Below are 22,020 nucleotides of genomic sequence, written 5' to 3' on the forward strand. Positions count from 1 at the left end.
ATGACCGCTCCGGTCTTGCCGAGCGTGCGCATCCAGGCCGAGGATTTCGACCTTGCCGCGGAGATGGCCCGCGTCGCGGCCGGTCGCAAAGACATTGGCGCCATCGTTACCTTTTCGGGGCTTTGCCGCGACGAGGCCGGCGCGCTGGCTGCGCTTGAGCTGGAACACTACCCAGGCATGGCCGAGGCCGAGATCGGACGCATCGCTATGGAAGCTATGGCGCGCTGGCCGCTGCAAGGCCTGACGGCGATCCACCGCTACGGCAAGGTCAGGCCGGGCGAGAATATCGTTCTTGTGATTGCGGCTTCCGCGCATCGTCAGGCGGCTTTCGAGGCCGCCAGTTTCCTGATGGATTATTTGAAATCGCGCGCGCCTTTCTGGAAGAAAGAGCATCGTGCGGACGGAACGCAGGGCGCGTGGATCGACGCCAAGGAGGCGGATGAACGGGCTACAGCGCGTTGGGATCGGACTTCCCCACTGGACAGGAAGGCGTAGAACGCGGCGGGGACGCCGTTCTCGAACATACCCGAAGAACGCCGCCGGCCCGCCTTGGATTGTCCGCATTCCTTCTGCCATCTAGTGGCAAAGGAGAACCTCAATGCTGGACCGGATCGCGGAATTCTTCATCTTCGGATTTGCGCCACTCGTCGTCGGCATGCTGGCGACGCCGGATTTCTCCATGGCCGCCGAACAGACGCTGACCGGCGAGGCCACATATCGCGAGCGGATCGCATTGCCGCCGAATGCCGTGCTTACCGTCCAGCTTGCCGATGTCTCACTGGCGGATGCGCCTGCCGCCATGGTAGCTGAACGGGAGTTTCGTCCGGCCGGCCAGGTGCCGGTCAAGTTCGAGCTGAAGTTCGATTCTTCCGCCATCCAGCCCAAAATGACTTATGCGCTGCAGGCCCGCATCACAGTCGACGACAAGCTGATGTTCATCAACGATGAGCGCCTGCAGGTCGATCCGCTCACGGCCGGGCCACAGAAGATCATGTTGAAGATGGTGAAAAACTGATCGCGGCGAACGACGGACAACAAAAAAGCCGGGCAGAAGCCCGGCTTTTTATTGAACGTTTGCGACCTTAGCCGACGACTTCCGTGTCGGAGAACCAGTACTTGATTTCCTGCGCGGCGGTCTCCGGCGCATCGGAGCCGTGGACCGAGTTCTCGCCGATGGAAACCGCGTGGACCTTGCGGATGGTGCCTTCGTCGGCATTGGCCGGATTGGTGGCTCCCATTACTTCGCGGTTCTTGGCGATGGCGTTCTCGCCTTCGAGAACCTGTACCACGGTCGGGCCGGACGACATGGACTCGACCAGTTCTTCGAAGAAGGGCCGGCCCTTGTGCACGGCGTAAAAACCTTCCGCCTCGCGACGGCTCATCCACACGCGCCTTGAAGCCACAACGCGCAGGCCGGCGTCTTCCAGCATCTTGGTGATTGCGCCGGTCAGGTTGCGCCGGGTCGCGTCCGGCTTGATCATCGAAAAGGTGCGTTCGAGCGCCATGGTCTGTCCTTGTGCGGATAGGAATTGCTGAGTGGCGCGCTCTATACAAGCCGCCCGGCCCATTGCCAAGGCCTCGCTTCCCTCACGCCGCGGCCGCGACCCTTCGCCCCAGTCCATCGAAAAGATCGAGACAGCGCTCGAACCAGGCATTCACCGGATCGCCGTCCTCCAGTAACGGATACGAGGTCGAGACCCGCGCCCACTGCAACGCGCCGAAAACGATGTAGTCGGTAAAGAGCGGCGACGATCCGCCGATATAAGGTTGATATTTGAGCGTTTCGCGCACGGGATCCAGCCGCTTGCGGAATGCCGGCAGATGTTCGTCGCGTTCGGCATCCACTTGCTCGAGCGGCTTGCCGTAGCGCGCTTCGCGGCTTTGGCGGAAGTAGACCATGTTTTCCGCATCCTGCAGGCGGTAGATATCCATCAGCGCAACCGATCCCAGGAAGGGGTGAAGCTGCGTCTGCGACCAGCGTTCGATGAAACGCGCCGAGGCCTTGCCGCCTTCTCCGCCGAAAAGCGTTGGCCGTTCGGGATAGGCGTCATCCAGATAGACGGCGATGGCGAACGAATCTGCTACTATCTTGTCGCCGTCGCGGATGACGGGAACGATCTTGGCTCCGCCTTCGACATGAGGAACCTCAAGGAACCGGGTCGGCACTGCTGTGAAGCCGAGCCCCTTGTGCGCGAGCGCCATTCTTGCCTTCCAGCAATGCGGACTGAAAGGGCGCGACACGTTCTTGCCGACGAGGTCATAGAGCAAAATGGTCATTGGCGTTCCTGACTGCCGAGGTTAGGTAGTGCGCCGAAGCGCCAGCCTGCGAGGGACAAACGGTGAAACAGCATTTCATGATGCTTGCGGCCTATAATCAATGGGCCAACAACAGGATATACGATGCTGCCGCCGAGCTGACCGACGAGGAGTTCAGCCGCGATGTCGGCGCGTTCTTCGGTTCGATGATGGGCACGCTCAACCATCTCCTGGTGACTGACCGCATCTGGATGAAGCGGTTTACGGGCGAGGGGGACGCCCCGTCCCGGCTGGATGCGATCCTGCACAAGGCTTTCCCGGTCCTGCGCACCATGCGCGAAAACGAGGATCGCCGCATCCTCGACTGGGTCGATTCCCTCGATGCCAAGGCGCTTGCAGGCCGCTTCACCTATATGACGGCGACCGACATGCGAACCATCTCGCAACGGCTGTCACCAGCGCTCGACCACCTTTTCAATCATCAGACGCATCATCGTGGCCAGGCCCATATGATCCTGACCGTCCTTGGAAAGTCCTCCGTCCAGCTGGACCTGATTTATTTCCAGCGGACCGAGGACGGTCGCGCATTCGCTTGATAAGGTCGAAGGTCATATAGACTTATATGCAAGGTGACCTTGTCTTTGGACAGCATGATTCAAATTAAATATATGTTAAATATAAGTTTACGGCATTCGTAAAACCGCAAAAAACCAAGAACCAGCAATTAGACTTCTAAGAAGAAACCAAAAGTATTCTTTATTCGTAGTCAAATGTGCGAGGGGCCATCGCTCGTCGTGATTTTGAGGCAACCTATGGAGAATATCATGGCAAACGTCATCCAAAGACTAGCCGGTACGCTGGCGGCGGGAGTGATTGTCGCTGCGGTTTCTATTCCGGCCTATGCAATCGACATCGGCAACCGCGACGGAGGTTTCGGTGTGTCTGTCGGTATAGGCGGTTCCAACGGCCTCGGCGTCGATGTAGGCGCCACGGTAGGAAGCCGGACGAACGGCATCAATGTCGATTCCAACACCAAGGTGGGTAGCAGCTCGGGTCTGGCCGTCTCCCGTACGACCGCCTCTGTTGGCGGCGCCAATGGCATCAATGCCAAGGCAAACGCCGATGTCGCCACCAGCAAGGGTCTGGCGGATGCAGACGTCACCGCTTCGATCGGCGGCACCAATGGCATCAATGCCAATGTCAATGCCAATGTCGGCGGACCGAAGACCGTCGATCTGGGTATCGATATAGGCATCGGCGGACCTGGCGGACCTGGTGGCCCCGGAGGTCCCGGAGGTCCCGGCGGGCCTGGCGGCCCTGGTGGTCCTGGTGGGCCGGGCGTGAACCCGAACACCCCAAGTGTCATTGCCGATCTCTCTGCCGGCGAGGTCACGAGGCTGAAGCGCCGCTGTGTCGACGTGCTGAGCGGTGGCGGCGGCTACGATCCCAGCCTGCGCCAGCTCTGCATGATGCTGCGGCAGCTCCGCTAACGCTGAACCCCTCGGTTCACAGTGAACATCCTGAAACGGCCCGCTTCGGCGGGCCGATTTCTTTCGTGGCGCACAGTCTTGCGCAATGCGGCCTCGCCGTGCAAAACCGCCGCGCCATGCTTGCAATCAACGATCTTTCACTCCGCATCGCCGGACGCCTTCTCCTCGACCATGCTTCCTTGACGCTGCCTGCGGGCACCAAGGCAGGCCTTGTCGGCCGCAACGGCACCGGCAAGACGACGCTGTTTCGCGCCATAACCGGCGACCTGTCATCCGAGACTGGTTCCGTCAGCATCCCGAAAAATACCCGAATCGGACAGGTGGCCCAGGAAGCGCCGGGAACCGAAGAGCCGCTTATCGAGATCGTGCTCAAGGCCGACAAGGAACGGGCAGCCTTGCTGGAAGAGGAAAAAACAGCGACAGACCCCGACCGCATCGCCGAGATCCATATCCGGCTGGCCGATATTGATGCGCATTCGGCCGAATCCCGCGCCGCCACCATTCTGGCTGGCCTCGGATTCGACGATGACGCGCAGAAACGACCGGCGGCGTCCTTTTCGGGCGGCTGGCGCATGCGCGTCGCGCTCGCCGCGGTGCTGTTTTCCGAGCCGGACTTGCTGCTGCTCGACGAGCCGACCAACTATCTGGATCTCGAAGGCACGCTGTGGCTGGAAAACTATGTGGCGAAATATCCGCATACGGTTCTGCTGATCTCGCACGACCGCGATCTTCTCAACCGCGCCGTCAATTCGATCGTTCATCTCGACCAGAAGAAACTGACCTTCTGGCGCGGCGGCTACGACCAGTTCGAGCGGCAGCTTTCCGAACAGCGCGAGCTGCAGGAGAAGGGCCGCGTCAAGCAGGAGGCGCACCGCAAGCACCTGCAATCCTTCATCGATCGTTTCCGGGCAAAGGCCTCCAAGGCGCGGCAGGCGCAGTCGCGCATCAAGGCGCTGGAGAAGATGAAGCCCATCGGCGCGATTCTCGACGACAATGTGCGCCCGTTTTCATTTCCGGAGCCGGTCAAGATCGTGGCGTCGCCGATCGTCGCGCTGTCCGGCGTTGATGTCGGCTATGCGCCGGGACAGGCCATTTTGAAGAAGATGACGCTGCGAATCGACGCCGACGACCGCATCGCCTTGCTCGGCGCCAACGGCAACGGCAAGTCCACCTTCGCCAAGCTTTTGGCAGGGAGGCTGAAGGCCGGTACGGGAACGATGACCGTAGCCCCCGGGCTGAAGGTCGCAATCTTCGCCCAGCACCAGCTCGATGACCTGCGCCCCGAGGAAAACGCCTACGAGCATGTTCGCCGGCTGATGCCGGAGGCGCCGGAATCAAAAGTGCGGGCCAAGGTCGCCAATTTTGGCCTTCCCACCGAGAAGATGAACACCGCCGCAAAGGATTTGTCCGGCGGCGAGAAGGCCCGGCTTTTGATGGGATTGGCAGCCTTCGATGGACCGAACCTGTTCATCCTCGACGAGCCGACCAACCACCTCGACATCGATTCACGCGAGGCGCTGGTCCATGCGCTGAACGATTTTCCCGGTGCTGTCATCCTGATTTCGCATGACCGCCACTTGCTGGAAGCCACCGCCGACAGGCTCTGGCTGGTCAAGGACGGTGCGGTCCATCCCTATGACGGCGATCTCGACGATTACAAGACGCTGGTCACCGGAGTCTCCTCCAACAGCCGCGAGAAGCGCGAGGCGGACAAAGCGTCCAAGGCCGACCGGCGTCGCGAAGCCGCCGCCCGCCGCGCCGCACTGGAGCCGCTGGCCAAGGAAATCCGCGCCACCGAAGGGCTGATGGATCGGCTGCGCAAGCGCCTCGACAGCATCGAGGACGAGCTGGCCAATCCAGCGCTCTATGAGAAGGACCCGGTCGGCGCCACAAGGCTCGCCAAGGAGCGCTCGCAGCTATCGTCACAGCTCGCCGGGCATGAGGAACGCTGGCTGTCGATGAGCGCTGAGTATGAAGAGGGGATAGCCGAATAGGCTTTCGGGTCGGGGCAACGCTGCCTCGCCCGAAAACCCTTCCTCCCGTGGACCGCCGGAGAGATGTGGGACAGTTTCGTCTACCTCCTTCCGTCACGGGCTCAACGGCTTAAACGGCTTCCGCCGGTTCTCGTGCAATCCTTTCAAACAGCAGTTTCGCCGCCGTTTTTGCACCATCGGCATTCATGGTGAGCGCGACGGCGCTGGCGCGTGCGCGCGTCCGGGGTGCCAGCGCCTTTGCAAGCGCTGCCGACAGGGATTCGAGCGTCGGCACCGCGCCGTCATGCGCGACCCCCACCCCCAGCGCGGCCACCTGCGTCGCCCAATAGGGCTGATCGACGATCTGCGGCACGATCACCTGCGGGTTGCCCGACCGCGTCGCCGTTGTCGTCGTCCCCGCGCCGCCATGGTGGATAATCGCGGCGACCCGGCGAAACAGCGCCTGCTGGTTGACCTCGCCGACGAGAAAACAGTCGTCGCCGTCGTCGAGCAGGGCCGCGTTGGCCCAGCCGCGCGCCACGACCGCACGATGGCCCTGTGCACGCACGGCTTGTATCGCGGTGTGCGCCGCATCCCTCGTGGTCGGCAAGGCGATGCTGCCGAAACCCACATAGACGGGCGGGCTGCCCTTTTCCAGGAAAGCGTCAAGATCGGCTGGCAGCGGGCGTTCGTCCCGCAGTACCCACGCGCCGGTCTGTATCGCGGCGCACAGGTCCGTCGGCTGCCAGGGCCAGAGGACTGGATCGGAAGCCAGCAGCGGCCGATCGGTGAAAACATGGTCGCGGACGTTATCGATTTCAGGCAGGCCGATCGCGGCACGGTGGGCGTTTACAGCGCCGCTGAACCGCGCGTTCATGGCGCTGGCGTTCAGATCCCACAGCGCTCGCGGGTCGTTGACCTCGGGCGGCAGCGGGTCGCCTGGATAGCGGTAAGGCCGATGATGATGCGACGGCAGGAACAGCGGGCAGAAGCTGGCGTGGAAATAAGGAACGCCCATTTTTTCGGCCACGCATTGCGCCGCCGCCGCCGACGGCATCAGGCCGGTCGCCAAGATGGCGTCGCATCCCTCGGCCGCCGCGCCTACCGCCTCATACTGTCCGGCGATCATTTCCGTCGCCAGCTGGTTGAAATCCGCCGGCGCCGATGGTTTTGCCTTGTCCTTGATCCAGGTGCGGACCGAGGTGAAGGCAGGCGCCAGAGGGACGCCGGCGCGCGCCAGAAGGTCGACGAACTCATCGTCGGGCGGCGCCGAAACCACGGCCTCGACGCCCAGTGCCTGCAAGGCGACGCCCAGCCCGGCCAACGGCTCGGTGTCGCCGCGCGATCCATATGTCGAAAGCAATACACGCATTCGCTATCCCTTCTTTCCGGTTCAGGGACGCGTTCATACAGCCGGGCATGGGTCTTGCCGCAAGTCCCCACTGCGCCATATCTATGGCATGGAGGGGAGAATATCGGCTGGATGGCCGTCCCGACTCCGGCAAGCAACGAATTTGGCGCAGACGCTGGCTCTACCCGTTGCGCTTATTTCCCGCTAGTTTCGATGCATGAACCAGCATGCTCCGCTCCGCATCGGCCACTCCGCCTGTCCGCACGACTGTCCATCGACCTGCGCGCTCGATGTCGAGCTGCTCGGGCCTGACCGCATCGGCCGCGTCCACGGCGCCAGGGACAACAGCTACACGGCCGGTGTCGTCTGCGCCAAGGTCGCCCGCTATGCCGACCGCATTCATCATCCCGACCGCCTGCTGAAACCGCTGATACGCGCCGGAAGCAAGGGCGAGGGCGTCTGGAAGGAGGCGAGTTGGGAAGCGGCGCTCGATCTCGTCGCCGAAAAGTTCGACGCCGCGGAAGCCAACTACGGCTCGGAAACGGTGTGGCCCTATTTCTATGCCGGCACCATGGGGCTGGTGCAGCGCGACGGCATCGAAAGGCTGCGGCACGCCAAGAAATATTCCGGCTTCTTCGATTCGATCTGCACCAATCTCGCCTGGACCGGCTGGTTCATGGGGGCAGGGGCGCTGCGCGGCGCCGACCCGCGCGAGATGGCGAAATCGGACTGCGTCGTGATCTGGGGCACCAACGCCGTCGTCACACAGGTCAATGTGATGACCCACGCGATCAGGGCCCGCAAGGAGCGCGGCGCCAGGATCGTCGTCATCGACATTTATGAGAACGCCACGGTCAAACAGGCTGACATCGGCCTCGTGCTCAAGCCCGGCACCGATGGCGCGCTGGCCTGCGCGGTCATGCACATCCTGTTCCGCGACAATCTTGCCGACCGTGCCTATCTGGAAAAATACACCGACGACCCGAAAGGCCTGGAAGCGCATCTGCGGGACAGAACGCCCGAATGGGCGGCGGCGATCACCGGCCTGCCGGTGGAGGAGATCGAGGCCTTCGCCCGGCTGGTCGGCACCACCAGGCGAACCTTCTTCCGCCTCGGTTATGGCTTCGCGCGCCAGCGCAACGGCTCGGTGAACATGCATGCCGCCCTGTCCGTCGCCGCCGTCACCGGCTGCTGGCAGTATGAGGGCGGCGGTGCCTTCCATTCCAACTCCGGCGTGCTCAAGCTGCACAGCGACGTCGTCAAGGGTGCGCGGCTGCGCGATCCCGGTATCCGCTATCTCGACCATTCACGCATCGGCCCTGTGCTCACCAACGCGCCAGACGCGCTCTATGGCGGCCCGCCGGTCACGGCCATGCTGATCCAGAACACCAATCCGGCGAATGTCGCGCCGGAACAGCGGCTGGTGAAGCAGGGTTTCCTGCGCGAGGACCTGTTCACCTGCGTGCACGAGCAGTTCATGACCGATACGGCCAGGCTCGCCGATGTCGTACTGCCGGCGACGATGTTTCTGGAGCACGACGATATCTACAAAGCCGGCGGCAACCAGCACATCATCCTGGGTCCCAGGCTGATCGACCCTCCGGAAGGGCCGCGCCCCAACCATTACGTCATCGAGGAACTGGCCAAACGGCTGGGCGTCGCGCATATGCCCGGCTTCGGGCTGACCGAACGCCAGCACATCGACATCATGCTGGAAAGCCGCGGCCTTGGAACCTTCGAGACGTTCAGGGAAGGGCGATGGGCCGATCTGCAGCCGGATTTCGACACGGCGCATTTCCTGGACGGCTTTGGTCATCCCGACGGCAAGTTCCGCTTCAAGCCGCAATGGGTTGGCGGCGCTGCCCCTAACAAGCCGCCCAGCAGCATGGGCGTCGCCTTCGGCCCCTATGACCGACTGCCGGAATTTCCGGACCATGTCGATCTGATCGAGGTCGCGGACGCGGTGCATCCGTTCCGGCTGGCGACCTCGCCGGCGCGGAACTTCCTCAATTCCACCTTTGCCGAAACACCCGTTTCGAAAGCCAAGGAATGCAGGCCGGAATTGCTGATCCACCCGCTGGACGCCTCGGCCCTTTCAATAGGGGAAGGCGACCGCGTCGAAATCGGCAACACACGCGGTGAAGTCGTGCTGCACGCCAGGCTTTTCGACGGTGTGCGGCGCGGCGTCGTCATTGCCGAAGGCATCTGGCCGAACAGCGCGCATGAGCGCGGCGAAGGCATCAACGTGCTGACTGGCGCCGACGCGCCCGCGCCCTATGGCGGCGCGGCTGTCCACGACAACAAGGTGTGGGTGAGGGCGCTTGCATAAATCCGCCCACGGAATCCTCAGGACGCCATGGGCGGTGTTGTCATGCCGCTTGCAGCGCCTTTTCGATGTCCTGCAGCGAGTGTCCGGTCAGGTCCTTGGCGATTTCGCCGATCAGGGCAGCCTGTAGCTGTTTATGATAATTTTTACGCAGCTCGCCCAGCGTGCGCGGTGCGGCGATCACCACGACAGCGTCTGCCTTGTTCTGCAACACCCGCTTGTTGAGCAGGTCGGCGATGCCGGCGGCAAACCCATCTTCCTCGCCTTGGCTGGCGTCCGGATTGGCCGAACTGCTCTGGTGGCGCGCGCCGCCACTCTTGTTGTCAGTATCGACTTCACCGACCGGGACAGCCTTTAGCGCGAGGTTGGCTTCGTCGCCTGTATTTCGGAACAGATTCAGTTTCTCGCCGTCGGCAACCGCGACAAGAGCGCCATTTGGAAGCAGCATTTGCATCTCCGGTGTTAGGGTGATGCAGCGACAACGCTTCAGGGCCTGTTTGGATGCAGGAGGCAACCTGCTACGGCGTGATCCGCGCCAGTTGCTCGAGATTGAAATCGTCCCGCAGCGGGCGCGGGGCCATGATCGACACCATGGCATTGTCTCGGTCGTCCGATACGCCCGGGAACACAGCGCGTCCTTGCTGCATGGCCACCTTGCCTTCGGCCACCAGACGCAACGCCAGCGGGTAGAGGTGATGCTCCGCCTTGAGCACCCGGGCGGCGAGCGCTGCCTCGTCGTCATCGATCATGACCGGCACCGCCGCCTGGGCAATGATCGGGCCGTCATCCATCTCGGGCGTGACGAAGTGAACGGTGCAGCCATGGATACGAAGTCCGGCATCCAGCGCCTGCCTGTGGGTGTCGAGCCCCTTGAAGGCCGGCAGCAGGGCAGGGTGGATGTTGATCATCCGGCCTTGCCATTTTTCGACGAAGGAAGCGGTCAGAAGCCGCATATAACCGGCCAGTGCGACGATCTCGGCGTCAAGCGTCGCAAGCGCTGTGTCGATCGCCGCGTCATGCGCTTCCTTGCTGGCATGATCCTTCCGGGCGACCACCTGCGTGGGGATGCCCCGCGCGATGGCTATGCCCAGACCCGCGGCATCGGCCTTGTCGGAAATGACGCCGACGATCTCGGCCGGGAAGGCCGGATCGGACGCGGCGGCAATCAGCGCCGTCATGTTGGAGCCGCGGCCGGAGATCAGGATGGCTGTGCGTTTGCGCGTCATAGATCGATCCTGCCCCGGTAGATGACACCGGCGTCGCGGCGCGGCACGATCTGGCCGATCGGCGTCACGGTTTCACCGGCTTCCTGCAACACGGCCGCGACCTGCGCGGCCTGGCCGGAGGCGACGACCACGATCATGCCGACGCCGCAATTGAAGGTCCGCATCATTTCCTCGGGCGACACCCCGCCGGTCCTGGCCAGCCAGGAGAACACCGGCGGCACGTCGATGGCGTCGAGGTCGAGCTCGGCCGAGAAATCCTTCGGCAGGACGCGCGGGATGTTTTCCGGGAAACCACCGCCGGTGATGTGCGCCAGGGCCTTCAGCCCATGCGTGTTGCGGACCGCCTTGAGCACCGATTTGACATAGATGCGCGTCGGTTCGAGCAGCGCTTCGCCGAGCGTCCGATCCTTGTCGAACGGCGCCGGCGCATCCCATTTCAGACCGCTGACCTCGACGATACGTCGCACCAGCGAAAAGCCGTTGGAATGAAGGCCCGACGAGGCGAGGCCGAGCAGCACGTCGCCCTCGACAATGTCGTCGGTGGGTAAAAGCTGCCCGCGCTCGGCCGCGCCCACGGCAAAGCCGGCGAGATCGTAGTCTTTCTCCTGATAGAGGCCGGGCATCTCGGCGGTCTCGCCGCCGATCAGCGCGCATCCGGCCATCTTGCAACCCTTGGCGATGCCGCCGACGATGGCTGCGCCCTGGTCAGGATCGAGCTTGCCGGTGGCGAAATAATCCAGGAAGAAAAGCGGCTCGGCGCCCTGCACGACGAGGTCGTTGACGCACATTGCCACAAGGTCGATGCCGATCGTGTCGTGCTTGCCGGCGTCGATGGCGATCTTGAGCTTGGTGCCGACGCCGTCATTGGCGGCTACCAGAACCGGATCCGAAAAGCCGGCCGCCCTGAGGTCGAACAATCCGCCAAAGCCGCCGATCTCGCCGTCAGCTCCCGGCCGGCGCGTGGCGCGCACCAGAGGCTTGATCTTCTCGACCATCAGATTGCCGGCATCGATATCGACGCCCGCCTCAGCGTATGTGAGCCCGTTCTTCTGCTCGCTCATCATTGTTCCTGCTTGAAGGCCTTCAATTGGCGCTATTCGCATGAACCGTCCGGCCCCGCAACAGGAAGGGTCCATTGCGACATTGCACACGCTACAAAACCGTGGATAGCGCGCATCCTTGTCTGAGCCATTGCGATGGCCGAGACTTCCGCCCATCTAATCGGAAAGCAGCTTGTCGTCGGAAAGAACCTAGCCCTGAACCTCGTGGTCACGATACCGAACCTTATAACGATCCTGCGCTTCGTGCTGGTGCCGGCGGTCGTGCTCGCCATGCTTCAATCCCGTTGGGACTGGGCGTTCGCCGGCTTCGTGGTGGCGGGCGTCTCGGATGGCGTCGACGGCTTCATCGCCCGCCAGTTCAATCAGCGTTCGCAACTCGGCGCCTATCTCGACCCGGTCGCCGACAAATTGCTGCTGGTCAGTGTTTTCGTCGTGCTGGGCATCATCGGCCAGCTGCCGCTGTGGCTGGTGGTGGCGATGGTTTCGCGCGACGGACTGATCATCTGCGCAGTGCTTCTTTCGTCCGTCATGGGGCATCCCGTGGAAATGAAGCCGCTGATGGTTTCGAAGGTCAACACGACCTTCCAGATCATACTGGCCGCGGAAGTGCTGGCCGAGTTGGCGTTCGCGGCGGACTTCGGCCCGCTGCGGGAGGCGCTGATAATCCTGTGCGGCCTCTTGACCGTGGCTTCGGCCGCGGCCTATCTCGTGGCTTGGCTGAGGCATATGAGTGGTTATGGCGAAGGCACCCCGGGTACCTGACGGCAGCGAAGCCGAGGCGGCAATGTCTACCGCTTTCCGCCGGCAAGTCTTCTTCTGGCTGGTAAGCGCTTTCGGTCTGGCGCTTTTCCTCTATGTTTTCAGCGACGTACTGCTGCCGTTCGTCGCCGGCATGGTGCTGGCCTATTTCCTCGATCCGGTCGCCGACCGGTTGGAACGGCTCGGGCTGTCGCGTCTGTGGGCGACGGTCGTCATCCTGTTTGCCTTCATCATCGTCCTGGTTCTGGCGTTCGTCATCCTGGTGCCGGTGCTGGCCTCGCAGATGGCGGACTTCGCCGCCAAGTTGCCGGAGTATCTGACCCGGCTCCAGCAACTGATAACCAGCTACGACCCGCAATGGCTGAAGCAACGCTTCGGCGTCGATGCCAACGGGTTGCGTGAGGGGCTGAACTCGCTCCTGACCTCCGGGTTCGGCCTGCTGACGACGGTCTTCACCTCGATCTGGAGCTCCGGCGTCGCGCTGGTGTCGGTCATCAGCCTCTTCGTCGTCACGCCGGTCGTCGCTTTCTACATGCTGCTCGACTGGGATCGCATGGTCGCCGTCGTCGACAGCTGGGTGCCACGCGACCATGTGCGCACCGTCCGGCAGATCGCCGCCGACATCAATTCGGCGACTGCGGGCTTCGTGCGCGGGCAGGGCACGCTCTGCCTCATCCTGGGCACTATCTACGCCGTCGGCCTGACGATCACGGGGTTGAATTTCGCCATCCTGATCGGCCTGTTCGCCGGGCTGATCAGCTTCATTCCCTATGTCGGATCGCTGACCGGCCTGGTGCTGGCGGTGGGCGTCGCCTTCGTCCAGTTCTGGCCCGACTGGACCATGATTGTGGCCGTCGCCGCCGTCTTCTTCGTCGGCCAGTTCATCGAAGGCAACATCCTTGCGCCGAAGCTTGTGGGCAAAAGCGTCGGTCTGCATCCTGTGTGGCTGATGTTTTCGCTGTTTGCGTTTGGCGCTTTGTTCGGCTTCGTCGGCCTGCTGATCGCGGTTCCGGCAGCGGCCGCTGTCGGCGTTCTCGTCCGCTTCGCCATCGGCCGCTATCTGGAATCGCCGCTCTACAAGGGAAATTCCACCGAACCGCCACCGCCCCTGCAGCCGCGCCGCAAGGGACAGCGGGTCGCCAGCCGTTGACACGGACAATGGAAAAACCGCGCCAGTTGCCGCTCGAACTCAGTCATGGCACCGGCTATTCGCGCGATGACCTGATCACCTCGCCGGCGAATGAAGAGGCGGTGGCGCTCATCGACCGCTGGCCGGACTGGCCGTCGCCGGTCGTGGTGTTCGCCGGACCGCCCGGCTGCGGCAAGACCCATCTGGCGTCGATCTGGCGCGAGGAGACAGGCGCTGTCCAATTAAACGGGGCGAGCATCGGCAGCGGCGCGGCAAAACTCGGCGCCGGCCCGGTTCTCATCGACAACATCGACGCGGCGCCTGTCGATGAAGCAGGCCTTTTCCATCTGATCAACGCGGTGCGCAGCGCCGGCACGCAGCTTCTGATCACCGCCCGCCGTTTTCCCGCGGCATGGGGGATCACTTTGCCGGACCTCGAATCGCGGCTGAAAGCTGCCGCTACGGTCGAGATCCATGAGCCGGACGATCTGCTGCTCACAGGCGTGGTGACAAAACTGTTCGCCGACCGGCAGATCGAGGTCGAGCCGCACGTCGTGCAATATGTGGTGCGGCGTATCGAACGGTCGCTTTCGACGGCGATACACGTCGTCGATCGGCTCGACCGCAAGGCGATGGAGCTCAAGACACGCATTACGCGCGCGCTCGCCGCCGAAACCATCAGCGCCCTCGACGAAGGCCAGTGGGATTTCGATATTTAGGCAAGGCTGGATGAGGAAGGATTGGTCGGAGTGGAGAGATTCGAACTCCCGACCCTCTGGTCCCAAACCAGATGCGCTACCAGGCTGCGCTACACTCCGAGGCCGCGTTGTGCCTATTGATTTCGGCGCGACATGGCAAGGGCAAAAAGAGCTGTCGGCTTGCCGTTCCCGCAATTGCACAGTAAGCACGGTCCAACGGCGTCACCGCCGGTCATCGATGAGGTTTGCCATGTCCGCCCGCATTTTCAGCCCCGCCAAGACCGCCATGCAGTCCGGCAAGGCCAAGACCGGCTACTGGGTCCTGGAATTCGACCCCGAAACGCCGCGGAAAATCGATCCGCTGATGGGCTACACGACGTCCAGGGACATGAAGAGCCAGATCCGTCTGTCCTTTGAGACAAAGGAAGAGGCGATCGCCTATGCCGAGAAGCAGGGCATCGCCTATCGCGTTGATGAACCGAAGGAAGCCAAGCGGCGCCAGATGTCCTATGCGGAGAATTTCCGCTATGACCGCCGCACGCCCTGGACGCACTGACAGCGTTCATCGAAGTCACGCCGGCACGTCCGGCCAGCGGTCCCGTAGCTCAGCCGGATAGAGCACCGGCCTTCTAAGCCGATGGTCGCAGGTTCGAATCCTGCCGGGATCGCCATTTCTCTCGTTCAGCGGCCATGCCGTAGATGCGAGAGCTGCGCAGCGAAGCTTTTCCGGATGTGACGAAACGTGATCGAACAACTTCTGTTAAGAGGTTGTAACGAAAAGCATTTCATTGCGTGATGCTACGACATGACTGACGAGCGCCAATCCACCCTGCGAAACCGCCTGCTGGCCCTCCTTATCGCCGGTATTGGCGGCCTTGCAGCCACAGCAATTTCATTCGGGATGGCCGTCTATGCCGCCGCCAATCCGGAGCCCGTGCCGGTGGTCGCGCCGGGCAAGGCGATCGACACCGGCCGCTGGATCATCACGCCCGAGCGCGCCTATTCCGGCAACACCCCGCCGACCGGTATCCCGTCGCCCGATCCCAGGACCTATGTGATGCTCGAATTCGATCTGGAGAATCGCTCCGCCGTCTCGAGTTATGCATCGACGAACCTGATCTCGCTCGATCCGCCCATACCCGGCTTGAAAAATCCGGTTGTGCATCTTGCGCGCGATTCCTGGATCGCCAGTCCGGTTCACCCCGGCATGCCGGAAAAGATGGTCATCGCCTGGGAGTGGCCGGCGGGGCTGTCCGTGCCTCGGGCTTTGCGCGTGCTCGTCGGCGGCCAGTTCTACAAGCGTCGCGACAATCTCTATGGCGCTTCCAGCTGGTTCAATGGCGACACGGTGGCTGTGGTGGAACTGCCGGTGACGGCGGAGCAGCGGCCGCAATGAACGGCGCTGTCCGCAGCCTGACAGCCGTGATCGTGGCCGCGGGCGTTCTTTACGCCATGCAGCGCTCCACGCCACTCTACAGCGATATCACCTCGCCGGTGCCCGTCGCCGGCAGGCAGGGCGAACGGGTCGACACCAGCGCCTTCGCCATCGGCATCGCCAAGGTGTATCTGGCGCGGAGCATTACATTCCCCAGTCTCAGCCGGACGCAGCACTATGCGACGTCCGGCGTATGGGTGGTCGTCGAATCCGCGGTCGAGGCGAAGAACGAAAGCCTTGGCCTCACATCGGCTGAGTGGCTTGGCCCGGATGGTCTGCGCTATCGCTACAGCCAGCGCCTGACCAACGTGCCGGGAATGCCGGGCAACGAGCAGTTCGAGCCCGGTATCCCGCGCCCGATGCTGATGATCTTCGAGGTTCCTGAAAGCCAGATCGCCGGCGCCAGGCTGCTGGTGGCGCGATCTCCCTATGCACCTCTGGCGGAGGAGGCCTGGATCGACATGGCCGCGCTTTCGACAGACGACATCCATCCATCGATCACGCTCAGCCGGGGTGGCCAGCAGATGCCCTGGATACTCAAGGTCGAATGATGGACGTGTCTGCGAACCCGCACCCACGCAAATCCTATTGGCTGAGCCTCGCGGCGCTGGCCGTGGTCCTGCCGGTGGCCATCGTCGTCCACTCGCAGGGCGAACTCATCCAGTGGCTGCGCGCGGCTTTCCGCTCTCCCACAACCGTGGAAAAAGGCGCATCGCAGTCCTATGCCGGAGCCGATTGGCGACTGACCGGCTTGGCTCGGTTGCCCGGCGCTCTGCCCGGAACCACGGTCGTGCTGGCCGAATATGAAGCCGCCGTCGAAGACGAAGCGCGCCTGCGTGACAGCTTCCCTTGCAAGCTCGCGCTTGTCGACGACCGCGGCCGCCGCTGGAAAGGCACGTTCATGGTCGATCCCGTCGTGCGCAAGATGCGTCCTGATGCGGCGCAAAAACCTCATTGCGGCACAGCCGAGGCCAGTCGCAAAGGCGACACCATCCGGATGGCGGAAAGTTTCGTGATTCCCCAGGACGCCGACGGCTTGATGCTGTCGCTGGCGCTATACGGCGGAATGCCCGATTCGCTTCTTCTCAAATAGCTGCCGCCCGACGCTCCGTCTGGCGCTGCGTGTCGGTCGATACAGCATATTCAAGCACGGCGGCGAGCAGGGCGATCCTGACTGCGTCGAACAATATGCCGCCGTCCAGATCGCTCGGGCTGCCGATGAACACCGCCATGACGCCTGCGATGACATTCCAGGTGTCGAGGTCGAACGGCCCGATGGTCCGGGTCGCGGCGTACCACAGCCATGCTCCGAACCAATTGATCGCACGGTAGGCGACGACAAAGGTGAGCAAGGTCGCCAGACCCGTGCCGAGCGTCAGCTTGAGACATCTCCAGACCGGACTGTAGCGTGATCGGTAGCCGCCGATGAAATGCGCGGCAAAATCGTGCAGCCATTTGCGCCAGCTCGATCCGGCGGACGGAACAGGCGGCGTTGCCGCCGATGGTTTCGCCGACAGATCATAGCCGTTGATGATCGCCGCCATCACCAGCCAGATGAGCGGCAGCAGGGCGTAGAAGAACAGGCTTTGCAACTGGGTGGACAGTGCGGGTTGGATGAATTCGACCGGCGTGAAGCCATCGGCCGCATAGGCGGCGATCGACAGGCTCGCGCCTTGCTCCCCGCCCGTATCCAGGACCGCGGCGGCGCCGATCCAGGCGATGAAGGCATTCTTCCATTCGTTGATCGCGTAGAGCGTGATGAACACCCAGCTCGCATCGGCGGCAACGGTCAGAAGCCGCCACCATGGCTGTTGCGAACGCTTGCTCATGCGTTTCGAAACCCAGCGGACAGCCCAGCAGGCCAGGATGGACGCGATGAGCCCGGTGGATTCCAGCAGGTCGAAGACCTTCAGCTTCTCACCGAGCTGCATCCGCTCCAGAGCAAGCCGGGAGTATTCCCGCACCGTATCGCCGAGGAAGCCCCAGGCGGCGTAGTAGGCGAAGAAGGGCAGGATCACAGCCGCCGTGACGGCCAGCATTCGGTCGCTGCTCTTCTGGTCTTTCTCGGCAATGGCGCCGCCCGCTTGCCGCCGCAGCGCCGCCAGGGCTGGCAGGCCTGGCTGAAGCGCGGCGAACATGGCCACCACGACCAGCAGCTTCGCCAGCACCACCGAAGACAACACGATCATGCCGCCGACAGGATTGCGCACGCCGACAAAGAGCGCGGCCTCCAGAAGAAGATCGCGAACGATGTAGCCCGCTGCCCCGATGAGCAGCAGCTGCGGCCAGAAGCGAGCGAGGAGGGTGGCGGTCAGCCGAAGCGGCCGAAGCATGTCCATGATCGTCGACATGGTGTGAGACTAACGGGTAGAGCCCGGCATCTCAACACGCTTTCAGGCAGGACACATGGATTTGCCGCTGCAGATGTTTCAAACAGCCGCCGCCGCGGCCAACCCGGCTGTCAGATCGACCTTCAGGTCCTCGACATTCTCCAGCCCGATCTGCAACCTCAGAACCGGTCCGGCATAATTCCCCTTGGCGATGGTGCGGTCGGCGAGGCTGACATGCACTGCCAGGCTTTCAAAACCTCCCCATGAGTAACCAAGACCGAAAATCTTCAGCGCATCGAGGAAGGCATGCGCCTGCTTCACGCTGCCGCCGTCCAGCACGATCGAGAATATCCCGCTGGAGCCGGAGAAATCGCGCTTCCAGAGCGCATGATCCGGGTGGCTCGGCAGCGCCGGATGCAGCACCTGCGCCACGCCCGACTGCGTTTCCAGCCAGCCAGCAATTTCCAGCGTACTCCTTTGGTGATGCTCAAGCCGCACGCCCATGGTGCGCAGGCCGCGCAGCACCTGGTAGACGTCGTCCGGCCCCGAGCAGCACCCCAGCATGAAGAAGGAATCACTGAGTTGCTTCCAGCATCGTTCATTGGCCGACACCGTACCCAGCAGCACGTCGGAATGGCCCGCCGGGTATTTCGTCGCGGCATGAATCGAAACATCGACGCCGAAATCGAGCGGCTTGAAATAAAGCGGTGTCGCCCAGGTATTGTCCATCATAACGATGGCGCCGTGCTCGTGTGCGGCCTTCGATATGGCTGGGATGTCCTGGACTTCGAACGTGTTGGAGGCTGGCGATTCGGTGAAGACGATTTTTGTGTTCGGTCTCAGCAGGGCGGCGATTCCAGAGCCGATTCGCGGATCGTAATATTCCACCTCGACGCCGAGCCGCTTCAGCATCGTGTCGGCGAAACTGCGCGTCGGATTGTAGACCGAATCGACGATCAGGAGATGCGAGCCGGCCTCGGCAAACGCCAGCAGAGGAATGGTGACGGCCGCCAGCCCGGAGGGCACGATGATCGTGCCTGCCGAACCTTCGAGTTCGTCGATGGCCTGCGCCAGCGCGTCGGTCGTCGGTGTCCCGCGCGTGCCGTAAGTATATTTCTGCTTGCGCGCCACCATCGTCGCGGCATCGGGATAAAGCACAGTCGATGCATGGACGACGGGCGGATTGACGAACCCGTGATAATCGCGCGGATTGTTCCCGCTGTGGGCGAGACGCGTGTTGATGCCCCACAGGGCCTTGTCTTTCGTCATATGCCTGCTGCCTGACGTTGGTGGCTAAGCCATAATGCGACGTCGGCACAGGCGCAACATCCTCCGCTTGCAGCCAGGAGCGCAAATGCTGGACCAGATTGTTGCAGGACATTGGCGAGCCCGAAACTGCATCTAATCCGCGCTTTGGATCAGCTAATTTCTGAGACAAATGACCTTATTTGAGGCGATTAAGGGTCCACAATTCCAAACCTTTGTCCATTTGGTCATTTTCCTTGACCTAACAGGAATAATCGCCTTCGATGCAGTTTGTGAACGGGAACGCAGCCCGCATAGAGGCTGGCCACGTCGCGCTTCGGAAGTGGGCTGGAGCGGCTCAGCTGCGCTGAAACAAAAATGACCGGGCCATGCCCCGGACAACAGAAAAGGGTTTGTGGGTTATGAAACACATTGCAATCAGCGTTTTGGGAGCGGCGGCTGCGATCGGGCTGATGGCCTCGGCCGCCTCGGCCGACACCTTGAGCGACGTGAAGGCCAAGGGCTTCGTCCAGTGCGGCGTCAATACCGGCCTGGCCGGCTTCTCCGCCCCGAACGACAAGGGCGAATGGACCGGCATCGACGTGGACTTCTGCCGCGCGGTGGCCGCCGCGGTGTTCGGCGACGGCACCAAGGTGAAGTTCACCGGCCTGAGCGCCAAGGATCGCTTTACCGCCCTGCAGTCGGGCGAGATCGACATTCTGTCGCGCAACACCACCTGGACGATCAACCGCGATACCGCGCTCGGCCTGAACTTCGCCGGCGTGACCTATTATGACGGCCAGGGCTTCATGATCAATTCCAAGAAGCTGCCGGGCGTCAACTCGGCTCTGCAGCTCTCGGGCGCGGCTATCTGCGTGCAGTCCGGAACGACCACCGAGCTCAATCTCGCCGACTACTTCAAGGCGAACAAGATGGAGTACAACCCGGTCGTGTTCGAGAAGTTCGAGGAGGCCAACGCTGCGTATGACGCAGGCCGTTGCGACGCCTACACCACCGACCAGTCCGGCCTCTATGCGGTGCGCCTGCAGATGAGCTCGCCGAACGACCACGTCGTGCTGCCGGAGATCATCTCCAAGGAGCCGCTCGGCCCGTCGGTCCGCCAGGGCGACGACAAGTGGCTCGACATCGTCAAATGGACTTATTTTGCGTTGCTCAACGCCGAGGAAGCCGGCGTGACCCAGGCCAATGTCGATGAGATGAAGAACTCCGACAATCCCGATATCAAGCGCCTGCTTGGCTCCGAGGCCGAGACCAAAATCGGCACCGACCTCGGCGTATCGAATGATTGGGTTGTCAATATCGTAAAGGCTACAGGCAATTACGGCGAGATCTTCGAGCGTAATGTCGGGCAGGGTAGCCCACTCAAGATCGCGCGCGGCATCAACGCGCTGTGGACCAAGGGCGGCTTGCAATACGGCATGCCCATCCGCTGATCGGCCAATGGGCCGGGGCAACGCCCTGGCCCATTCACTTCGTCCGGCACGCAAACAATAAAGATCAGGCGGCCGGGCCGACAGGAAGGGGAACCCTGTGGCGCAAGAAGTTTATCATGAAGCGGAGCCGGCCAAGGCGTCGCTGCTCTACGATCCGAAAGTTCGCGGCATCGCCTTCCAGGTGATCCTGATCGCGCTGCTCGTGCTTGGCATATGGTGGATCGTCGACAACACCATCGTGAATTTGCGGCGCTCCAATATCTCGACCGGCTTCGGCTTCCTGCGCGGACGCTCCGGTTTCGACATTTCCGATCGGATGATCGACTACGGCTCCGATTCGTCCTATGGCCGCGCTCTGGTCGTCGGCATACTGAATACAGCAGTGGTCGCGATTAGCGGCATCATCACCGCCACCATCGTCGGTTTTCTGGTCGGTGTCGGCCGCTTGTCCAACAACTGGCTGATCCGCAAGCTGGCGATGGTCTATGTAGAGGTTTTCCGCAACATTCCGCCGCTGCTCGTCATCCTGTTCTGGTACCAGGGCGTGCTGGCGCTGCTACCCAATGTGCGCGACAGCTTTGCTCTGCCGTTCGGCTCCTTCCTCAACAATCGAGGCTTCTATTTTCCGCGCTTCGTCTGGGGCGACGGCTCGTGGCTGATCCTCGCGGGGCTGCTGGCCGGAATACTGCTCTCCTGGTACGTCGCGCGCCGCGCCTATGCCCGTCAGATGGCCACCGGCCAGCGCTTTCCGGTATTCTGGACGTCGCTGGCGTTGATCGTCGGCATGCCGCTGCTTGGATACTTCCTCGGCGGATTGCCGGTATCCATGGACTTCCCCCAGAAAGGCACGTTCAATCTCACCGGTGGAACGAACGTCAAGCCGGAATTCCTGTCGCTGTTCCTGGCGCTGTCTTTCTATACGGCCTCCTTCATCGCCGAGATCGTGCGTGCTGGTATCGTCGGCGTGCCGAAGGGGCAGACTGAAGCCTATTCCGCGCTCGGGCTTCGTTCGGGACAGGGTCTTCGACTGGTGGTCATCCCGCAGGCGATGCGCATCATCATTCCGCCGCTGACCAGCCAGTATCTGAACCTGACCAAGAACTCCTCGCTCGCCGTCGCGATAGGCTATCCCGATCTCTATGCAATCGGCGGCACGATTCTCAACCAGACCGGTCAGGCGATCGAGGTCGTGGTCATATTCGGTATTGTCTACCTGGGTATCAGCATCTTCACTTCAGTGCTGATGAATTGGTTCAACACCAAGATGGCGTTGAAGGAAAGGTGAGC

At 62.4% G+C, this 22,020-nt stretch carries 23 protein-coding genes and 2 tRNA genes; 16 read left to right on the plus strand and 9 right to left on the minus strand.

Annotated elements, in window-relative coordinates; translation table 11 throughout:
- Both ASD44_RS05050 and ASD44_RS05055 read left to right on the plus strand, forming a co-directional pair.
- Entirely contained in the window at window positions 1–495 is a 495-nt protein-coding gene (locus ASD44_RS05050; protein ID WP_056109490.1) for a molybdenum cofactor biosynthesis protein MoaE, read from the plus strand.
- Between the two features lie 103 nt (window positions 496–598).
- Entirely contained in the window at window positions 599–1,015 is a 417-nt protein-coding gene (locus ASD44_RS05055; protein WP_082542385.1) for a YbaY family lipoprotein, read from the plus strand.
- A 67-nt stretch (window positions 1,016–1,082) separates the two neighbouring features.
- Here ASD44_RS05055 and ndk read toward each other — a convergent pair whose 3' ends face one another.
- The gene (gene ndk, locus ASD44_RS05060; RefSeq protein ID WP_056109492.1) at window positions 1,083–1,505 is read right to left on the minus strand and encodes a nucleoside-diphosphate kinase; all 423 of its coding nucleotides are present in this window, start codon (window positions 1,503–1,505) and stop codon (window positions 1,083–1,085) included.
- Window positions 1,506–1,587: 82 nt separating this feature from the next.
- Window positions 1,588–2,277: a glutathione S-transferase family protein gene (locus ASD44_RS05065; RefSeq protein ID WP_056109494.1), complete on the minus strand. Its 690-nt coding sequence runs from the start codon at window positions 2,275–2,277 to the stop codon at window positions 1,588–1,590.
- Window positions 2,278–2,339: 62 nt separating this feature from the next.
- Here ASD44_RS05065 and ASD44_RS05070 point away from each other — a divergent pair, with 62 nt between their 5' ends.
- From ASD44_RS05070 to ASD44_RS05080, 3 genes are all read left to right on the plus strand, one after another.
- The gene (locus ASD44_RS05070; protein ID WP_056109495.1) at window positions 2,340–2,852 is read left to right on the plus strand and encodes a DinB family protein; all 513 of its coding nucleotides are present in this window, start codon (window positions 2,340–2,342) and stop codon (window positions 2,850–2,852) included.
- Between the two features lie 228 nt (window positions 2,853–3,080).
- Window positions 3,081–3,746 carry a hypothetical protein gene (locus ASD44_RS18315; RefSeq protein ID WP_156459778.1) on the plus strand — a complete coding sequence of 222 codons (666 nt, stop codon included), beginning with the start codon at window positions 3,081–3,083 and terminating at the stop codon, window positions 3,744–3,746.
- A gap of 116 nt (window positions 3,747–3,862) precedes the next feature.
- Entirely contained in the window at window positions 3,863–5,740 is a 1,878-nt protein-coding gene (locus ASD44_RS05080; RefSeq protein ID WP_056115467.1) for an ABC-F family ATP-binding cassette domain-containing protein, read from the plus strand.
- A gap of 109 nt (window positions 5,741–5,849) precedes the next feature.
- Here the strand turns inward: ASD44_RS05080 and ASD44_RS05085 are convergent, their stop codons facing one another.
- Window positions 5,850–7,091 carry a glycosyltransferase gene (locus tag ASD44_RS05085; protein WP_056109497.1) on the minus strand — a complete coding sequence of 414 codons (1,242 nt, stop codon included), beginning with the start codon at window positions 7,089–7,091 and terminating at the stop codon, window positions 5,850–5,852.
- A 196-nt stretch (window positions 7,092–7,287) separates the two neighbouring features.
- On the opposite strand from ASD44_RS05085, the gene ASD44_RS05090 reads away from it, so the two are divergent.
- Window positions 7,288–9,399, plus strand: coding sequence for a molybdopterin oxidoreductase family protein (locus ASD44_RS05090; protein ID WP_056109498.1), 2,112 nt, complete (start codon window positions 7,288–7,290; stop codon window positions 9,397–9,399).
- Window positions 9,400–9,439: 40 nt separating this feature from the next.
- On the opposite strand, the gene ASD44_RS05095 is transcribed toward ASD44_RS05090, so the two are convergent.
- From ASD44_RS05095 to purM, 3 genes are all read right to left on the minus strand, one after another.
- Window positions 9,440–9,844 carry a host attachment protein gene (locus ASD44_RS05095; RefSeq protein ID WP_056115471.1) on the minus strand — a complete coding sequence of 135 codons (405 nt, stop codon included), beginning with the start codon at window positions 9,842–9,844 and terminating at the stop codon, window positions 9,440–9,442.
- 70 nt (window positions 9,845–9,914) lie between these two features.
- The gene (purN, locus tag ASD44_RS05100; protein ID WP_056109500.1) at window positions 9,915–10,622 is read right to left on the minus strand and encodes a phosphoribosylglycinamide formyltransferase; all 708 of its coding nucleotides are present in this window, start codon (window positions 10,620–10,622) and stop codon (window positions 9,915–9,917) included.
- The gene (purM, locus tag ASD44_RS05105; protein ID WP_056115474.1) at window positions 10,619–11,683 is read right to left on the minus strand and encodes a phosphoribosylformylglycinamidine cyclo-ligase; all 1,065 of its coding nucleotides are present in this window, start codon (window positions 11,681–11,683) and stop codon (window positions 10,619–10,621) included. The genes purN and purM overlap by 4 nt, the downstream gene beginning before the upstream one ends.
- Before the next feature lie 135 nt (window positions 11,684–11,818).
- Here purM and ASD44_RS05110 point away from each other — a divergent pair, with 135 nt between their 5' ends.
- Genes ASD44_RS05110 through hdaA form a run of 3 tightly spaced genes read left to right on the plus strand, consistent with a single transcriptional unit; the run spans window position 11,819 to window position 14,290 of the window.
- Window positions 11,819–12,445, plus strand: a complete 627-nt coding sequence (locus ASD44_RS05110) for a CDP-alcohol phosphatidyltransferase family protein (protein ID WP_082542387.1) — start codon at window positions 11,819–11,821, stop codon at window positions 12,443–12,445.
- Entirely contained in the window at window positions 12,420–13,592 is a 1,173-nt protein-coding gene (locus tag ASD44_RS05115) for an AI-2E family transporter (RefSeq protein ID WP_056109502.1), read from the plus strand. Before ASD44_RS05110 ends, ASD44_RS05115 begins: the two co-directional genes overlap by 26 nt.
- An 8-nt stretch (window positions 13,593–13,600) precedes the next feature.
- On the plus strand, window positions 13,601–14,290 hold the full coding sequence (hdaA, locus tag ASD44_RS05120; RefSeq protein ID WP_056109504.1) for a DnaA regulatory inactivator HdaA: 690 nt from the start codon (window positions 13,601–13,603) through the stop codon (window positions 14,288–14,290).
- 22 nt (window positions 14,291–14,312) lie between these two features.
- Here hdaA and ASD44_RS05125 read toward each other — a convergent pair.
- A tRNA-Pro gene (locus ASD44_RS05125) sits at window positions 14,313–14,389 on the minus strand.
- 130 nt (window positions 14,390–14,519) lie between these two features.
- On the opposite strand from ASD44_RS05125, the gene ASD44_RS05130 reads away from it, so the two are divergent.
- The 5 genes from ASD44_RS05130 (at window position 14,520) to ASD44_RS05150 (ending at window position 16,797) form a co-directional block, all read left to right on the plus strand.
- Window positions 14,520–14,825, plus strand: coding sequence for an ETC complex I subunit (locus ASD44_RS05130; protein WP_056109506.1), 306 nt, complete (start codon window positions 14,520–14,522; stop codon window positions 14,823–14,825).
- A 38-nt stretch (window positions 14,826–14,863) separates the two neighbouring features.
- Window positions 14,864–14,940 (plus strand) — tRNA-Arg (locus ASD44_RS05135).
- 134 nt (window positions 14,941–15,074) lie between these two features.
- Window positions 15,075–15,665: a hypothetical protein gene (locus tag ASD44_RS05140; protein ID WP_056109508.1), complete on the plus strand. Its 591-nt coding sequence runs from the start codon at window positions 15,075–15,077 to the stop codon at window positions 15,663–15,665.
- Window positions 15,662–16,255, plus strand: coding sequence for a hypothetical protein (locus tag ASD44_RS05145; protein WP_056109511.1), 594 nt, complete (start codon window positions 15,662–15,664; stop codon window positions 16,253–16,255). The genes ASD44_RS05140 and ASD44_RS05145 overlap by 4 nt, the downstream gene beginning before the upstream one ends.
- Before the next feature lie 74 nt (window positions 16,256–16,329).
- Window positions 16,330–16,797, plus strand: coding sequence for a hypothetical protein (locus ASD44_RS05150; RefSeq protein ID WP_156459780.1), 468 nt, complete (start codon window positions 16,330–16,332; stop codon window positions 16,795–16,797).
- On the opposite strand, the gene ASD44_RS05155 is transcribed toward ASD44_RS05150, so the two are convergent.
- Both ASD44_RS05155 and ASD44_RS05160 read right to left on the minus strand, forming a co-directional pair.
- Entirely contained in the window at window positions 16,790–18,043 is a 1,254-nt protein-coding gene (locus ASD44_RS05155; protein ID WP_244478817.1) for a hypothetical protein, read from the minus strand. The two genes, ASD44_RS05150 and ASD44_RS05155, sit on opposite strands and share 8 nt — an antisense overlap.
- Before the next feature lie 90 nt (window positions 18,044–18,133).
- The gene (locus tag ASD44_RS05160; protein ID WP_056109516.1) at window positions 18,134–19,303 is read right to left on the minus strand and encodes a cystathionine beta-lyase; all 1,170 of its coding nucleotides are present in this window, start codon (window positions 19,301–19,303) and stop codon (window positions 18,134–18,136) included.
- Between the two features lie 398 nt (window positions 19,304–19,701).
- On the opposite strand from ASD44_RS05160, the gene ASD44_RS05165 reads away from it, so the two are divergent.
- Both ASD44_RS05165 and ASD44_RS05170 read left to right on the plus strand, forming a co-directional pair.
- Window positions 19,702–20,733, plus strand: a complete 1,032-nt coding sequence (locus tag ASD44_RS05165) for an amino acid ABC transporter substrate-binding protein (RefSeq protein WP_056109518.1) — start codon at window positions 19,702–19,704, stop codon at window positions 20,731–20,733.
- 97 nt (window positions 20,734–20,830) lie between these two features.
- On the plus strand, window positions 20,831–22,018 hold the full coding sequence (locus ASD44_RS05170; RefSeq protein ID WP_056109521.1) for an amino acid ABC transporter permease: 1,188 nt from the start codon (window positions 20,831–20,833) through the stop codon (window positions 22,016–22,018).
- Window positions 22,019–22,020: the final 2 nt, after the last annotated feature.

This window comes from Mesorhizobium sp. Root554, assembly GCF_001427025.1.
Classification (GTDB): domain Bacteria; phylum Pseudomonadota; class Alphaproteobacteria; order Rhizobiales; family Rhizobiaceae; genus Mesorhizobium.

Bases quoted from the DNA above. Each gene is read 5' to 3' on its own strand.
- ASD44_RS05050 (WP_056109490.1), top strand. From the start codon at position 1: ATGACCGCTCCGGTCTTGCCGAGCGTGCGCATCCAGGCCGAGGATTTC.
- ASD44_RS05055 (WP_082542385.1), top strand. From the start codon at position 599: ATGCTGGACCGGATCGCGGAATTCTTCATCTTCGGATTTGCGCCACTC.
- ndk (WP_056109492.1), bottom strand. From the start codon at position 1,505: ATGGCGCTCGAACGCACCTTTTCGATGATCAAGCCGGACGCGACCCGG.
- ASD44_RS05065 (WP_056109494.1), bottom strand. From the start codon at position 2,277: ATGACCATTTTGCTCTATGACCTCGTCGGCAAGAACGTGTCGCGCCCT.
- ASD44_RS18315 (WP_156459778.1), top strand. From the start codon at position 3,081: ATGGCAAACGTCATCCAAAGACTAGCCGGTACGCTGGCGGCGGGAGTG.
- ASD44_RS05080 (WP_056115467.1), top strand. From the start codon at position 3,863: ATGCTTGCAATCAACGATCTTTCACTCCGCATCGCCGGACGCCTTCTC.
- ASD44_RS05085 (WP_056109497.1), bottom strand. From the start codon at position 7,091: ATGCGTGTATTGCTTTCGACATATGGATCGCGCGGCGACACCGAGCCG.
- ASD44_RS05090 (WP_056109498.1), top strand. From the start codon at position 7,288: ATGAACCAGCATGCTCCGCTCCGCATCGGCCACTCCGCCTGTCCGCAC.
- ASD44_RS05095 (WP_056115471.1), bottom strand. From the start codon at position 9,844: ATGCTGCTTCCAAATGGCGCTCTTGTCGCGGTTGCCGACGGCGAGAAA.
- purN (WP_056109500.1), bottom strand. From the start codon at position 10,622: ATGACGCGCAAACGCACAGCCATCCTGATCTCCGGCCGCGGCTCCAAC.
- purM (WP_056115474.1), bottom strand. From the start codon at position 11,683: ATGAGCGAGCAGAAGAACGGGCTCACATACGCTGAGGCGGGCGTCGAT.
- ASD44_RS05110 (WP_082542387.1), top strand. From the start codon at position 11,819: ATGGCCGAGACTTCCGCCCATCTAATCGGAAAGCAGCTTGTCGTCGGA.
- ASD44_RS05115 (WP_056109502.1), top strand. From the start codon at position 12,420: ATGGCGAAGGCACCCCGGGTACCTGACGGCAGCGAAGCCGAGGCGGCA.
- hdaA (WP_056109504.1), top strand. From the start codon at position 13,601: ATGGAAAAACCGCGCCAGTTGCCGCTCGAACTCAGTCATGGCACCGGC.
- ASD44_RS05130 (WP_056109506.1), top strand. From the start codon at position 14,520: ATGTCCGCCCGCATTTTCAGCCCCGCCAAGACCGCCATGCAGTCCGGC.
- ASD44_RS05140 (WP_056109508.1), top strand. From the start codon at position 15,075: ATGACTGACGAGCGCCAATCCACCCTGCGAAACCGCCTGCTGGCCCTC.
- ASD44_RS05145 (WP_056109511.1), top strand. From the start codon at position 15,662: ATGAACGGCGCTGTCCGCAGCCTGACAGCCGTGATCGTGGCCGCGGGC.
- ASD44_RS05155 (WP_244478817.1), bottom strand. From the start codon at position 18,043: ATGGACATGCTTCGGCCGCTTCGGCTGACCGCCACCCTCCTCGCTCGC.
- ASD44_RS05160 (WP_056109516.1), bottom strand. From the start codon at position 19,303: ATGACGAAAGACAAGGCCCTGTGGGGCATCAACACGCGTCTCGCCCAC.
- ASD44_RS05165 (WP_056109518.1), top strand. From the start codon at position 19,702: ATGAAACACATTGCAATCAGCGTTTTGGGAGCGGCGGCTGCGATCGGG.